This is a genomic window from Pseudomonas sp. ADAK21, assembly GCF_012935735.1.
In the GTDB taxonomy this organism is placed as follows: Bacteria; Pseudomonadota; Gammaproteobacteria; order Pseudomonadales; family Pseudomonadaceae; genus Aquipseudomonas; species Aquipseudomonas proteolytica.
Genome location: NZ_CP052857.1, coordinates 52,953 through 66,352, shown reverse-complemented (window position 1 = coordinate 66,352; position 13,400 = coordinate 52,953). Strand labels below are relative to the sequence as shown.

Genomic DNA, 13,400 nt, shown 5'->3' with positions numbered 1-13,400 from the left:
CTTCACTCCATGAGCAAACCCAAGGCACTGCTGATTCTGCACGGCAAGCAAGCGCTCAACGAAGACGTGCGGGCGGCAGTGCAAGGCAAGCGCGAGCAGGGGTGGGAGTTGGCGGTGCGCGTCACCTGGGAGGGTGGCGATGCCCAACGCCTGGTGGGGGAGGCCCTGGAGGCCGGCTACACACGCCTGATTGCGGGCGGCGGCGATGGCACCTTGCGCGACGTGGCAGAGGCCATGGCCCGGGCGAAAACTGACGCCAGCCTGGTGCTGATGCCCCTGGGTACTGCCAATGACTTCGCCCGTGCAGCCGGTGTACCGCTGGAGCCGCGCCTGGCCCTGGAGCTGTTGGATACTGCGCCACGGGCCATCGATCTGGGGGAGGTTGGCGGGCAGGTTTTCCTCAATATGGCCACCGGTGGTTTTGGCAGCCAGGTCACGGCCAATACTTCCGAAGACCTGAAAAAGGTGTTGGGCGGCGCTGCCTATCTGTTCACCGGCCTGTCGCGGTTCAGCGAGCTGCGGGCGGCCTATGGGGAGCTGGTGGGCCCGGACTTTCACTGGCGTGGCGAGTTGCTGGCCTTGGGCATTGGCAACGGTCGCCAGGCTGGGGGCGGGCATGAGCTGTGTCCAGGCGCCCTGGCCGATGATGGCCTGCTGGATATCAGCATCTTGCCCGCGCCCCAGGAAGTGGTCGGCACGCTGCGTAGCCTGATGACCGACGGCTGGGGCCTGGACAACATGTTTGTGCGGGCGCGCCTGCCGTGGGTAGAGATCAAGGTGGCCGAAGGGCTGGCGATCAACCTCGATGGCGAGCCGCTCAAGGGCGATGACTTGCGTTTTTGCGCGTTGCCCAAGGCTTTGCGGGTGCACTTGCCGGTGGATTCGCCGTTACTGGCTAATCGTCCAGGCTGATGATCTGCTCGCGCACCGCGAACAGCACCAGGCCGGCGACATCGAAAATCTGCAGGCGCTTCATGATTTGCGAGCGGTGAGCTTCCACGGTCTTGATGCTCAGGCCCAGGCCGTGGGCGATCTCCCGGGTCGACTTGCCGCGTACGATCAGGCGCAGGATTTCCAGTTGCCGTGCCGTCAGGTTGTGGCGTTGCGCCGGCGGGGCCGGGTGGGACTGGCTGTGGATCAGGGCCTGGTTGATCACCGTGTGGGCGATGGCCGGGCTCAGGTAGCGCTCGTTGTTGCGCAGCGCCAGCAACGCATGTTCCAGCTCATTGGCGGTGGTGTCCTTGAGCAGGTAGCCGTGGGCACCTGCCTCCAGGGCACGCATGATCAATTGCGGATCGGTGTGCATCGACAGGATCAGCACTTTGCTCTTGGGGTAGGCGTGCTTGAGCTGTTGCAATGCATCCAGGCCGCTGGTGTGCTTCATCGACAGGTCCAGCAGGACGATGTCGGGCTGCAGGGCGGTAAATTGTGCCAGCACTTGCGCGCCATCGGTGGCTTCCCCAATCACGGCATAGCCGGGGATATCCAGGATCAGTGCGCGTACGCCGGCGCGGATCAATGCGTGGTCATCTACCAGGAGTAAATTGCAGGTCACTCTAAAACCTTAGGGGGACTGGCCCGTTCGAGGGTGCGGGGCGCCCAGGGGAACAGCGCTTCGATCCGCGTGCCGAGGCCCGGTTGGCTCCTGACGGACAACCTACCGCCCAGTTGATCAATGCGTTCGGACATGCCAGCCATGCCCCGTTGGCCTTCCAGGCCCGGGTCGGTGGCGGGCAGGAATCCCTGGCCGTCATCGCTGATATACAGGGATAGCCCCTGAGGCAAGCGTTGCAGGCGTACCAGCAGGTTGCGCGCCTGGGCATGACGCAACATGTTGGTCACGGCCTCCTGGGTGATACGAAAGGCCGCGACCGCCATCTCTTCCGGAATCCCGGTCAGGCGTTGCTGGCATTCCAGGCTCCAGTGCACCGGGGTGTTTTCCAGGGTCTTGAGCAGATGCGCGCGCAGGCTCGCTTCCAGGCCCAGGCTGGTCAGTTGCCGGGGGTTGAGAATGGCCGATACGTCGCGCACCTTGGCCAGGGTTTCGTTGAGGGTGTTGCACAGTACGTTGCATTGCTCCTGCAAGTCGGCCGGCAGGCGGCGCTGCAGCCAGTCACTTTGCAGTTTGGCGGCGGTCAGCAATTGGCCGATATCGTCGTGCAGTTCGCGGCTGAGGCGATGACGCTCGTTTTCCTGGACCTGCAGCAGGCGGTCGGCCAATTCCTGGGGTTGGAACTTGATGGACTTGCGCGAGCGCCAACGCTGCAGGCCCGCGGCGGCGAGGGCGGCGAGGTTGAGCACGAGCAAAAAGATCGGCAGTGGCGCTTCGTGGGCATACACCCAAAGGCTTACCAGAGTCGCGCACAGGCACAGGCCAAGCGTGACCCAACGGGTATTGCCCGGGGAGACGAACCTGGTGATAAGTGACTTGGGGCTGGCGTACATAGCAGATGGAGCCGATGGAGGTTCGCTGCGGGTAGACCGGTCATGACCGCCGACCGGGCTCTGTTTGGAAAACGATTGGGTTTGGTGTTGGTTCGAGGTGCTTCTCGGGTGTTATTACATCATCACGGTCAGCCACTTCGAACGTGCTAATGGTACCACCAACAATTACCGTTGGTCGCCTGGTGCAGTGCTTAGTTCAGCGGGTCTAGTTGTACTGTTAATCAAGTTTTGCATCGTTATTACCAATACTGGCTTATTGATAGTTGGCTGGCTAAATACCTGCCGGGGTATTAGTTGGGCGCGCGTCCGTGGCTTGGATTAACCGAGCGCCAGGTTCAGGAGGCGTGGGGCATGGAGTGGCGATAATGAGCGCCAGCGTCCTTCTGTGGGATCTGCTGGGCAACGGTTTCAATCAACGTGGTTTGCTCAGCGTCATCCAGGCTGAGTTTGCCGGTCTTGATATCGATCAGTTCCAGTTGCCAGGCCAGCAGCGTCAGGCAGTCGTGCAGGGCGGCGAGTGCCGCATCGTGGAGTTGCATCGGGCTTTGGGCGTTGCAGATCAGGTCCTGGATATGCCGGGAAAAGTTGCCAATGGCGGGCAGTGTCATGGCGTCGGCCTTTTCGGCCAGTTTGACCAGGCTGTTTTTCATGCAGTCGATGGCATCGTTATCGTTGCGGATCAAATGCAGGTGAGTCAGGCATTCCTCCGACTTGGCCAGCAGCATTTCTGCCTCCAGGAGGAACTCGGGAAGTGCGTCTTGCCACTCTTTACCGTCGTTCATCATGAAAGTCTCCACAACATACGGTCAGATAATGAGGCGCCCCACCGGGGCAACGGCTTCAAACTAGCGCCGAAATATGACCGAAGTCTGTAGTTCGTTTCTGAATTTTGAGTAGTACTTTTATTTGAATGATCGGCGTCGCGACTGCTGGCGCTGCTTGCAGTGGAAACAACCAGAGGCGTTCGCATTACTTCGATTGCCCAGGTGTTAATGCCTGGAAGGCCCTTGGGCCGTGGGCTTGCGATAGCAAACAAAAGCCTGACTCCATTCATGCAATGAGAATGGCGTCACATTAATGGCTATTGGATATCGCGAATATCAGGTTGGACCTGATTGCGACTAGGGGAATCCCTTACATGGCTGAACCTTGTGACCGTTTGAGGGTCACGGCGCGTTGCCAGACCACCGGACAGTAAGGTGAAACCAGTAAAGCATGATGTCAGTGTGACATCAATGCATTTGCGTGGCATTTTAGCGAGGGTCAAGGTCTGGCGCGAGCTGCCGATAACCTTCTCCAGTAAGCAGCGATTCTTTTCAGCACACCCAGGAGTCTTCAATGGCTGGCATTCTCGACACGGTAGATCAACGCACGCAATTGGTGGGTGAGAATCGCCTGGAGATCCTCATGTTTCGCCTGGCCGGGCGCCAGTTGTTCGCGATCAACGTGTTCAAGGTGCAAGAAGTCCTGCAGTTGCCCAAGCTGACCCTGATGCCCCAGCGCCACCCGTTTGTGTGTGGCGTGGTCAACCTGCGTGGCCAGACCCTGCCGGTGATCGACCTGTCCCAGGCCATCGGCATGCGTCCGCTGGTACCGGGGCCCAACAGCACCATTATCGTTACCGAGTACAACCGTTCGGTACAGGCCTTCCTCGTGGGGGGTGTCGACCGCATCGTCAACATGACCTGGGAGTCGATCCTGCCGCCGCCGGCCAGCGCCGGCCGCCAGCATTACCTCACGGCCATCAGCAAGGTGGATGAGCAGTTGGTCGAAATCATCGACGTGGAAAAAGTCCTCGCCGAGATCGTGCCCTACAACGCCAAGGTCTCCCGGGAAAAACTCGAGGACCCGGTCCTCGAGCGTGCCCGTGGCCGCGAAGTGTTGTTGGTAGATGACTCCAATGTAGCCTTGTCGCAATTGCGCGACACCCTGGGGCAACTGGGGGTGAAAATGCATATCGCCAGTGACGGCCTCAAGGCCTTGAACATGCTCAAGGCCTGGGCGGACACCGGCGTGGTGATGACCGACAAGCTGTTGATGATCTTCACCGACGCCGAAATGCCCGAGATGGACGGCTACCGCCTGACCACCGAGATCCGCAACGACCCACGCCTGCGTGACCTCTATGTGGTGCTGCACACTTCGTTGTCCGGCAGCTTCAACGATTCGATGGTGAAAAAGGTCGGTTGCGACAACTTCCTCTCCAAATTCCAGCCCGACAAATTGGTGGACGTGGTGCGCCAGCGCCTGATGCTGGACGAAGTCCCGGCCTGATCCCCAGCCCCGTAGGAGCCGGCAAGCTGGCTCCTACAATGCATAGGGATATTTTGATTCTGGCCGCGTGCTCGTATAGGGTGACGTTTTTGTTCACAGGAACCCAGGCTCATGCTTCGTCTCAGCGCGTTGTATCGGTACCCCTTGAAGTCGGGCAAGGCAGAGACCTTGACCCATATCGGCCTGGACAAACTCGGGCTGGACGGGGATCGACGCTGGATGTTGGTGGATGAGGCCAGCGGGCGTTTCCTGACCCAGCGGGCGGTGGCGCAGATGAGTCAGCTGTCGGCACTCTGGAATGCCACCGGTGGCCTGACCTTGAGCGGTGCCGGCCGACCCAGCCTGGACGTGGCGTTGCCCGGCGCAGACGCCGAGTTGCGCGGTGTCACCATTTGGCGCGACACCTTGCGGGTTCCCGATGCCGGCGATGAAGCTGCGCGCTGGGTCAGCGACTTTATCGGCAAGCCGACCCGGCTGGTGCAAGTGCCCCTGGAGCGTGCGCGTACCACGGCGGCCGGCTATGGCAAGGATGATGACCAGGTCGCGTTCGCTGACGGTTTCCCTTTGTTGCTGATCGGCCAGGCATCCCTCGACGACCTGTCGCAGCGCATCGGCCGGCCCATGGAAATGCTGCGCTTTCGCCCCAACCTGGTGATTGAAGGCAGCGAGGCGTTTGCCGAGGATGGCTGGAAGCGCCTGCGCATTGGTGATGTGGAGTTTCGGGTGGTCAAGTCCTGCTCCCGCTGCATCCTCACCACCATCGATCCGGCGACCGGTGAGCGCAGCGCCGACCGCCAGCCGCTGGCGACCTTGGAAACCTACCGTAAAGAACCCGATGGCGTGATGTTCGGCCAGAACCTGGTCAATGACGGGGTTGGCCGCCTGGAAGTCGGCATGCCGGTGACAATCCTGGAGTAAACCAGGCTCCACAAAAAATGCCCGTCTCACAGAGACGGGCATTTTTTTGCGCGGGGTAAAGGCTTAGCCGCGGTATTCGCACAGGTAGGCAGTGTCCACGGCCACCTTGAGTTGGAACTTGCTGTCGGCAGGCACATGGAACTGGCTGCCCGCAGCGAAGGTTTCCCAGCTGTCGCTGCCTGGCAGCTTGACGGTCAGTGCGCCCGAGACCACGTGCATGATTTCACGCTGGGCCGTGCCGAACTCGTATTCACCCGGGGCCATGACGCCGATGGTCGCTGGACCTTCAGTGGTACCGAAGGCGATCGACTTGACGGTGCCGTCGAAGTACTCATTGACTTTGAACATGGGTGAATCCTCGGAAAAAGGGCTAGGAAAGGTCGGCCAGTATGCCTTCTACACGGGCAAAATCAACGGCAGCAAACGCGCCGTATTACGCGCATCCTCCAGGGCCCGATGTTGCTGGCCGTTGAACTGCATGCCCGCCAGTTGCAACGCGCCATTGAGCCCCAGGGGCTTGTCCAGGCGCCGGGCCTTGGCGAAGCGCTGCTTGAGGTTCACGTGAGGCGTCTGGCCCAGCACGCTGGCCAAGCCATGGCGCTGCCACTCCAGTTCCAGTTGCTGGCGGTCGTAGTCGCCCCAGCTGGCCCAGCCTTCCAGGCGCGGATGGTGCTGGCCCAGCCAGCGTTCGAACAGCGGCCAGACCTCGGTCAAAGGCGCCGCGCTGTCGATACTGGCCTGGCTGATGTGCGTCAACTGGCGGCAGAACGGCGTCAGCAACGGCCGGCGCAAAGGCCGCACGAAGCGCTGGAAGTGGTCCAGTTCGCGGCCCTGGCGGTTGACCAGGGTCACGCCGATTTCGATGATTTCCATCTCCGACACGGGCCAGCCGCCCTCATCCGTTGTGGCTTCAAGATCAATAATCAGCCAATGAGGCATCGCAGGTTCCCGTACTCATCCCTTTCTGATGGGGATAGAGCGTAGCCAAGCCTGGTAGTTCCGCCCAGGGCTATTCGATCTGCAGCAATACCTGGCGATTGCGTACTTGATCGCCTGCGCTGACTTGAATGGCCTTGACCACCCCGTCGATACCCGCCTTGAGCGGGTGCTCCATTTTCATCGCCTCGAGCACCAGCAGCAGTTGGCCCTTGCGCACCTCATCGCCTTCGCTCACCTGCACCAGGGTAATCGCGCCGTCCATTGGCGCCTTGACCGTGCCACTGCTGGCCGGCGCCTCACGACTGGCCACGGTTTGCGTCTGGTTGTTCACGCACAGGCTGCTACCGGCGTCTAACAGCCAGAGCCGGGTGCCTTGCAGGTGATAGGCAAGCCGGCGCCGAACACCGTTGATGACCAGGCTGGCCCAGCGCCCGTCACTGCCTTGCAGGTGTATCGCGATGTCGCCGATTTGCAGGTGATCGTCCGCCGCCACCCGTGCGCTGACCTCATGACACTGCTCCCCAACGCTCAGGCGATAGGTCCAGGGCACGCTGGCATTGTTGCGCCAGCTCGCCAGAGCCGGGCGATGCAGTGCCGCGCTGTGTCGATAGAACAGGGCGGCGGCCACTGCCAGTTGTTCATCGCTGATGGGAGGGCGGGCAATATCACTGAAGTGTTCGGCGATAAACCCGGTACTGAAATCCGCCGCGACAAACTGCGGGTGCCCGAGCAAGTCCACCAATAACCGCTGGTTACTGGGAACTCCCAGCAGCACACAGTCCTGCACCGCGCGCAGGAGCTTGCGCCGCGCCTCTTCGCGGGTAGCGCCATGGGCGATGATTTTGCCCAGCATTGGGTCGTAGAACGGGCTGATCCGCTGCGGGGCTTGCAAGCCATGGTCGACCCGCACCCCGGCGGCCGGTTCCCAGCGCAGCACCTCGCCGGTCTGGGGCAAGAAGCCCTGGGCCGGGTCTTCGGCGTACAGGCGTACCTCCATGGCATGCCCGGTCAGTGTCACTTGCTCCTGGCGCAACGGCAGGGGCTGGCCGGCGGCGACTTGCAGTTGCCAATCCACCAGGTCCAGGCCGGTGATCAGTTCGGTGACCGGGTGTTCCACCTGCAGGCGGGTGTTCATTTCCAGGAAGTAGAAACGCCCGCTCTGGTCCAGCAGGAACTCCACGGTGCCGGCGCCGACATACGCCACCGCGCGCCCGGCCTTGAGCGCCGCTTCGCCCATGGCCTGGCGCAACTCGGCGGTCATGACCGGGCAGGGCGCTTCTTCGATGACCTTCTGATGGCGGCGCTGCACCGAGCAATCACGTTCGCCCAGGTAGATCAGGTTGCCGTGAGCATCGCCGAACAGTTGGATCTCCACATGGCGCGGCGCGATAAGTGCCTGCTCCAGGATCAGTTCGTCACTGCCAAAGGCGTTCAGCGCCTCGGAGCGTGCGGTATGCAATTGCTCGAGCAGTTGCCCGGGCGCGTGCACCAGGCGCATGCCGCGTCCGCCACCGCCGGCACTGGCCTTGATCATCAGCGGGTAGCCGATGCGCTCGGCTTCGCGTTGCAGGGTCGCGTCGTCTTGTGCGCTGCCCTGATAGCCGGCAATGCACGGCACACCGGCGGCGAGCATGGCGATTTTCGACAGGCGCTTGCTGCCCATCAATTCGATGGCGTCGGCGCTGGGGCCGATAAACACCAGGCCGGCGGCGATGCAGGCCTTGGCGAACGCGGGGTTTTCCGAGAGAAAGCCGTAGCCGGGGTGGACCGCATCGGCACCGGTGAGGCGCGCGGCGTCGAGGATGGCCGGGATGTTCAGGTACGACTGCTGCACCGGGGCAGGGCCGATGTTCACCGCTTCGTCGGCCATTTGCACGTGCAAGGCGTTGGCGTCGGCTTCGCTATAGACGGCCACGGTGCGGTAGCCCAGGGCTTGGGCGGTGCGCTGGATACGGCAGGCGATTTCGCCACGGTTGGCGATCAGTATTTTATTGAAGCTGGGCATTGTGGGTCCCTGTCTGATTGGTTGCGCAAGTGTGGGCTTGTGTGGGAGCCGGCTTGCCTGCGATGGCGGTGTATAGGTATCTACACAACTTTCAGAAACTGACGAACTCTCCCGTGGCGAGCGGGCTTGCCCCGCGTTGGGCTGCGAAGCAGCCCCAAAACCAGCCGCTGCGGTGTATCTGGTACAACGCATTCGGCTTATTGGGGCTGCTTCGCAGCCCAGCGCGGGGCAAGCCCGCTCGCCACAACTGCGCTATCCGCCTGGATTTAGGCGTTGCGGCAAAGTTGTGTAGATACCTATACACCGCCATCGCAGGCAAGCCAGCTCCTACAGGGAGTGGGGCGTTTTCAAGATCAAATTACCCACCTGGCCTTGCGCTTCTCGACAAACGCTCGCGTTCCTTCAATCCCTTCTTCCCCGGTCACTGCTTCGGCAAACCAATCGGCAGCCTGATCCAGCAGCAGTTCCAATGGCTGATCCAGGCTCTGGAGCAGCAACGCCTTGGTCCGGGCATTGGCGCGCGGGGCACAGCGCAACACCTGGCCCAACACCTCATCCAGGCGCTGCGCCAATCCCTGGGGATCATGCTCGACAAAATGCACCACCCCCAGGCGCTGCGCCTCGATCCCGTCAAACCGCGCCGCGGTCAACGCCAGGCGCCGGGCTTGGGTCAGGCCGATACGCCGCACTACAAACGGCGCGATCTGCGCCGGCAGCACACCCAGGCTGGTTTCCGGCAAGCCGAACTGTGCCTGGTGATCGGCAATCGCGATGTCGCTGACACACGCCAGGCCAAACCCACCGCCCAACACCGCGCCTTGCAGCACCACGATCACCACCTGCGGCAGCGCTTCGACTTCCTGCAGCAGCGCGCCAAACACCCGGTTCAAATCACGCAAGCCCTCGCGGCTGCCCGCGCGGCTCATGTCCTTCACATCGCCGCCCGCACAGAAGTGCCCGCCAGCGCCGCTGATCACCAATGCCCGCACGTGGTCGTCACGCGCCACATCTGCCAGCACCGTGCGCAGTTCGCTGACCATCTGCAAGCTCATGGCATTGCGGTTCTGTGGGCGATTGAGGGTGATGTGCAGCACGCCGTTGTGCGGTTCCAGCAGCAGGGTTTCGCAGGCGCTCACGACTTTTTCCCCGGCAGCGTGCCCATTAATTTGCAGATGATCCCCAGCATGATCTCGTCGGCGCCGCCGCCAATCGACACCAGGCGCACATCGCGATAGGCGCGGGCCACCGGGTTGTCCCACATAAAGCCCATGCCACCCCAGTATTGCAGGCAACTGTCGCTGACTTCGCGGCCCAGGCGCCCGGCCTTGAGCTTGGCCATCGAGGCCAGCCGCGTCACGTCCTGGCCCTTGATGTATTGCTCGGTGGCCTGGTAGACCAGCGCGCGCAGGCATTCGATCTCCGTGGCCAGTTCGGCCAGGCGGAAGTGGATCACCTGGTTGTCGATCAAGGCCTTGCCGAAGGTCTGGCGCTCCTTGCAGTAGGCGATGGTGCTGTCGATGCACGATTCCAGGCCCTTGATCATATTGGCTGCGCCAAACAGCCGTTCTTCCTGGAATTGCAGCATCTGCATCATGAACCCCGCGCCTTCATGGCCAATGCGGTTGCGCTGGGGCACGCGCACATCATCGAAAAACACCTGGGCGGTTTCCGAGCTATGCATGCCGAGTTTTTCCAGGGGCGGGCTGACGCTGATGCCGGGAGTGTTCATCGGCACCATGATCAGTGATTTGTTGATATGGGGCTTGCCGTCCGAGGTGTTGGCCAGCAGGCAGATAAAGTCGGCGCTGGGGGAGTTGGTGATCCACATTTTGCTGCCGTTGATCACGTAGTCGTCGCCATCCTTGCGTGCGTGGGTTTTCAAGCCGGCCACGTCGGAGCCGGCGCCGGTTTCCGAGACGCCAATGCAGCCTACTTGTTCGCCGCTGATAGCCGGGCGCAGGAACTCCTCGCGCAGCTCATCGGAGCCAAAACGCGCCAGGGCCGGGGTGCACATGTCGGTCTGCACGCCGATGGACATCGGGATGCCGCCGCAGCGGATGGTGCCGAACTCTTCGGCGGCGACTATCGAGTAGCTGTAGTCCAGGCCCATGCCGCCGAACTTCTCCGGCTTGGAAATGCCCAGCAAGCCCAGGTCGCCGGCTTTGCGGAAAATTTCGTGGATGGGGAAGCGCCCGGCTTTTTCCCATGCGTCGACATGGGGATTGATCTCGCGGTCGACAAAAGCCCGTACGGTACGACGCAGCTCTTCGTGTTCCTGGGTGAAGATCATTTTTATTGTTCTCCTGATCGTTAAAAGCGCGCGGCGCCGAAGCTGTTGGGTTGCAATTGGCGCACCTGAGCTTCTTGGCAGATATCCAGCAGGTAACCCAGCAAAGTGCGGGTGTGCCGTGGGTCAATCAGCCCGTCATCCCACAGGTTGGCGCTGCCATACAGGGCCGTGGACTGGCTATCGAGTTTCTGTGCGGTGACCTGTTCGAGCATGTCGAGCACCTTGGGGTCGGGCACCAGGCCGTCTTTCAATTGCTTGGCCTCGGTGACAATGCGCAGCACTTTGCCGGCCTGGGCGCCGCCCATCACGGCGGTGCGGCTGTTGGGCCAGGCGAAGATAAAGCGCGGGTCCAGGCCCCGGCCGCACATCGCATAGTTGCCGGCGCCATAGGAACCGCCGACCACCACAGTCAGCTTGGGCACGCGGGCATTGGCCACCGCCTGGATCATCTTCGCGCCGTGCTTGATCACCCCTTGTTGTTCGGATTCGGTACCGACCATAAAACCGGTGGTGTTGTGAAAGAACAGCAGCGGCGTCTGGCTCTGGTCGCACAACTGGATAAATTGCGCGGCCTTGCTCGCGCCCTTGGGGGTGATCGGGCCGTTGTTGCCGATAAACCCGCAGGCGCGGCCCTGGATCTGCAAGTGGCCGCAGACGGTGTGGGGATCGTACTCGCCCTTGAATTCGAGGAAGTTGGAGCCGTCGGCGATGCGCGCGATGATTTCCCGTGCGTCGTAGGGTTTTTTCGGGTCGTCGGGGATCAGCCCCAGCAGCTCGTCAATCGGGTACAGCGGCTCGGCGTAGGCCCGCGCCGGTGCAGGCGGCAACCGGTCGTCCCACGGCAATAGGCTGACAATCTCGCGCACGATGCGCACGCCATCGGCGTCATTTTCGGCAAGGTATTCGGCGGTGCCGGCAGTTTGCGCATGCATCTGGGCGCCGCCCAGTTCTTCATCTGTCGCCACTTCGCCGGTGGCGGCCTTGAGCAGCGGTGGGCCGGCCAGAAACAGCTTGGCCTTGCCGCGCACCACCACCACGTAATCCGAAAGTCCCGGTTGATAGGCACCGCCAGCGGTGGCCGAGCCGTGGACTACGGTGATCTGTGGCAGGCCCATGGCCGACATCCGCGCCTGGTTGGCAAAGCTGCGTGCGCCTTCGACGAAAATCTCTGCTGCGTAATTCAGGTTGGCGCCGCCGCTTTCGGCCAGGGTCACCACCGGCAGTTTGTTCTCCATGGCGATCTGTTGCAGGCGCAGGGATTTTTTCAGGCCGGACGGCGAGATCGTCCCGCCCTTGATCGCACTGTTATTGGCCACCACCAGCATGCGCACGCCGCTGACGTAACCGATACCGGCAATCAAGCCGCCACCGGCCGCGCTGCCGTCCTTGTCATCGTGCAATTTGTAGCCGGCCAGGCTTGCCAGTTCGAGGAAGGGCGCGCCGGGGTCAAGCAACAGGTTCAGGCGTTCGCGGGGCAGCAGTTGGCCGCGCTTGTCGAACTTGCCCTTGGCCTCGGCGGCCTTGTCCAACAGGTTCTGTTCCAGTTGGCGCAGGTGGTTGATGGCCGTGAGCATGGCCTCGCGGTTTTGCGCGAACTGCGGGCTGTGGGCGTCGAGTTGGGAGTCGATGACCGGCATGGTTTATTGGCCCTCCTTGAGTACATCCGGCAGGTAGGCGCGGTGAAAACCATTGAAGGACGGGCTCGGCGCCTGCGCCTTGTGCAGCGGCCAGGCACGGCTGCCCAGGCTGGCGGCGCCGTCGATGCGCAGGGTGCTGCCGCTGACGAACGCGGCGGCGGGGCTGAGCAGGAACACAATCGCCGCGCTGACTTCCGATTCAGTGCCAATGCGCTTGAGCGGCACATGCTCGCGCAGGGTCGGGATCACCGCCTTGAACGCACCTTCGTAGGTGTCCATGCCACTGGAGGCGATCCAGCCTGGCGCCACAGCATTGACCCGCACCCCGGCGTAGCCCCACTCGAACGCGGCGGTCTTGGTGAAGTTGTCCATCCCCGAGCGCGCCGCGCCGGAGTGGCCCATGCCGGGCATGCCGCCCCACATATCGGCCAGCATGTTGACGATAGCGCCGCCTTTTGTTCCCAAAGAAGGTTTGCTCATGGATTGGTTGAACACCTCACGCGCCACCAGGAAACCGCCCACCAGGTTGGTGCGCAGTACGGTTTCAAAACCTTTTTGATTGATCGACGCCAGGGGTGACGGGTATTGGCCGCCAGCATTGTTCACCAGACCGTGGATCGGGCCGTGCGTCTCGATAATCTGGCTGATCAGCGCCTTGACCGCTTCTTCATCGCGAATATCGCAGGCCTGCCAGCTGGCGCGGCCGCCGTCATCGCTGATTTCCTGGGCGACACCTTGCAGTTTTTCCGGCTTGCGCCCCACCAGCACCACATGGGCGCCGAGGGCTGCCAGTTCATGGGCGGTGCAGCGGCCGATGCCACTGCCGCCACCGGTGACGATTATGGTCTGCCCCTGGAACAGGTCGGCTTTGAAGATCGAGTCGAAGGCCACG

Annotated in this window: 12 protein-coding genes and 1 pseudogene; 3 read left to right on the top strand and 10 right to left on the bottom strand. The window is 62.2% G+C overall.

Going from position 1 to position 13,400, the window contains the following annotated elements; all coding sequences use genetic code 11:
- Positions 1 to 9 precede the first annotated feature (9 nt).
- Positions 10 to 934 (top strand): annotated as a pseudogene (gene yegS / locus HKK57_RS00275) (lipid kinase YegS); the annotation flags it as partial.
- Here the strand turns inward: yegS and HKK57_RS00270 are convergent.
- From HKK57_RS00270 to HKK57_RS00260, 3 genes are all read right to left on the bottom strand, one after another.
- Entirely contained in the window at positions 896 to 1,555 is a 660-nt protein-coding gene (locus tag HKK57_RS00270; RefSeq protein WP_029298099.1) for a response regulator transcription factor, read from the bottom strand. The pseudogene yegS and the gene HKK57_RS00270 overlap by 39 nt on opposite strands.
- Complete coding sequence (locus HKK57_RS00265) at positions 1,552 to 2,445, bottom strand: sensor histidine kinase (RefSeq protein ID WP_029298101.1); 894 nt, start codon at positions 2,443 to 2,445, stop codon at positions 1,552 to 1,554. The genes HKK57_RS00270 and HKK57_RS00265 overlap by 4 nt, the downstream gene beginning before the upstream one ends.
- A gap of 335 nt (positions 2,446 to 2,780) precedes the next feature.
- Entirely contained in the window at positions 2,781 to 3,230 is a 450-nt protein-coding gene (locus HKK57_RS00260) for a hypothetical protein (RefSeq protein ID WP_029298103.1), read from the bottom strand.
- A gap of 553 nt (positions 3,231 to 3,783) precedes the next feature.
- Here HKK57_RS00260 and HKK57_RS00255 point away from each other — a divergent pair.
- Both HKK57_RS00255 and HKK57_RS00250 read left to right on the top strand, forming a co-directional pair.
- Positions 3,784 to 4,719 carry a chemotaxis protein CheV gene (locus HKK57_RS00255; protein ID WP_029298105.1) on the top strand — a complete coding sequence of 312 codons (936 nt, stop codon included), beginning with the start codon at positions 3,784 to 3,786 and terminating at the stop codon, positions 4,717 to 4,719.
- Positions 4,720 to 4,830: 111 nt separating this feature from the next.
- A complete protein-coding gene (locus tag HKK57_RS00250; protein WP_169389599.1) occupies positions 4,831 to 5,637 on the top strand; it encodes an MOSC domain-containing protein in 807 nt (268 codons plus the stop codon).
- Positions 5,638 to 5,700: 63 nt separating this feature from the next.
- Here the strand turns inward: HKK57_RS00250 and ppnP are convergent, their stop codons facing one another.
- The 7 genes from ppnP to HKK57_RS00215 all read right to left on the bottom strand — a co-directional run bounded on the left by ppnP (position 5,701) and on the right by HKK57_RS00215 (position 13,399).
- On the bottom strand, positions 5,701 to 5,985 hold the full coding sequence (gene ppnP / locus HKK57_RS00245; RefSeq protein ID WP_029298108.1) for a pyrimidine/purine nucleoside phosphorylase: 285 nt from the start codon (positions 5,983 to 5,985) through the stop codon (positions 5,701 to 5,703).
- Between the two features lie 48 nt (positions 5,986 to 6,033).
- Positions 6,034 to 6,576 carry an exonuclease domain-containing protein gene (locus tag HKK57_RS00240; protein ID WP_029298111.1) on the bottom strand — a complete coding sequence of 181 codons (543 nt, stop codon included), beginning with the start codon at positions 6,574 to 6,576 and terminating at the stop codon, positions 6,034 to 6,036.
- Positions 6,577 to 6,646: 70 nt separating this feature from the next.
- Positions 6,647 to 8,581 carry an acetyl/propionyl/methylcrotonyl-CoA carboxylase subunit alpha gene (locus tag HKK57_RS00235; RefSeq protein WP_169389598.1) on the bottom strand — a complete coding sequence of 645 codons (1,935 nt, stop codon included), beginning with the start codon at positions 8,579 to 8,581 and terminating at the stop codon, positions 6,647 to 6,649.
- Between the two features lie 353 nt (positions 8,582 to 8,934).
- Positions 8,935 to 9,717, bottom strand: a complete 783-nt coding sequence (locus HKK57_RS00230) for an enoyl-CoA hydratase/isomerase family protein (protein WP_029298114.1) — start codon at positions 9,715 to 9,717, stop codon at positions 8,935 to 8,937.
- Complete coding sequence (atuD, locus tag HKK57_RS00225) at positions 9,714 to 10,871, bottom strand: citronellyl-CoA dehydrogenase (RefSeq protein WP_070995952.1); 1,158 nt, start codon at positions 10,869 to 10,871, stop codon at positions 9,714 to 9,716. Before atuD ends, HKK57_RS00230 begins: the two co-directional genes overlap by 4 nt.
- Positions 10,872 to 10,891: 20 nt before the next feature.
- Entirely contained in the window at positions 10,892 to 12,508 is a 1,617-nt protein-coding gene (gene atuC / locus HKK57_RS00220; RefSeq protein ID WP_092235297.1) for a geranyl-CoA carboxylase subunit beta, read from the bottom strand.
- Between the two features lie 3 nt (positions 12,509 to 12,511).
- Positions 12,512 to 13,399, bottom strand: coding sequence for an SDR family oxidoreductase (locus HKK57_RS00215; RefSeq protein ID WP_029298119.1), 888 nt, complete (start codon positions 13,397 to 13,399; stop codon positions 12,512 to 12,514).
- Between the last annotated feature and the right edge of the window lies 1 nt (position 13,400).

Bases quoted from the DNA above. Each gene is read 5' to 3' on its own strand.
- HKK57_RS00235 (WP_169389598.1), bottom strand. From the start codon at position 8,581: ATGCCCAGCTTCAATAAAATACTGATCGCCAACCGTGGCGAAATCGCC.
- ppnP (WP_029298108.1), bottom strand. From the start codon at position 5,985: ATGTTCAAAGTCAATGAGTACTTCGACGGCACCGTCAAGTCGATCGCC.
- HKK57_RS00240 (WP_029298111.1), bottom strand. From the start codon at position 6,576: ATGCCTCATTGGCTGATTATTGATCTTGAAGCCACAACGGATGAGGGC.
- HKK57_RS00255 (WP_029298105.1), top strand. From the start codon at position 3,784: ATGGCTGGCATTCTCGACACGGTAGATCAACGCACGCAATTGGTGGGT.
- HKK57_RS00250 (WP_169389599.1), top strand. From the start codon at position 4,831: ATGCTTCGTCTCAGCGCGTTGTATCGGTACCCCTTGAAGTCGGGCAAG.
- atuD (WP_070995952.1), bottom strand. From the start codon at position 10,871: ATGATCTTCACCCAGGAACACGAAGAGCTGCGTCGTACCGTACGGGCT.
- atuC (WP_092235297.1), bottom strand. From the start codon at position 12,508: ATGCCGGTCATCGACTCCCAACTCGACGCCCACAGCCCGCAGTTCGCG.
- HKK57_RS00260 (WP_029298103.1), bottom strand. From the start codon at position 3,230: ATGATGAACGACGGTAAAGAGTGGCAAGACGCACTTCCCGAGTTCCTC.
- HKK57_RS00265 (WP_029298101.1), bottom strand. From the start codon at position 2,445: ATGTACGCCAGCCCCAAGTCACTTATCACCAGGTTCGTCTCCCCGGGC.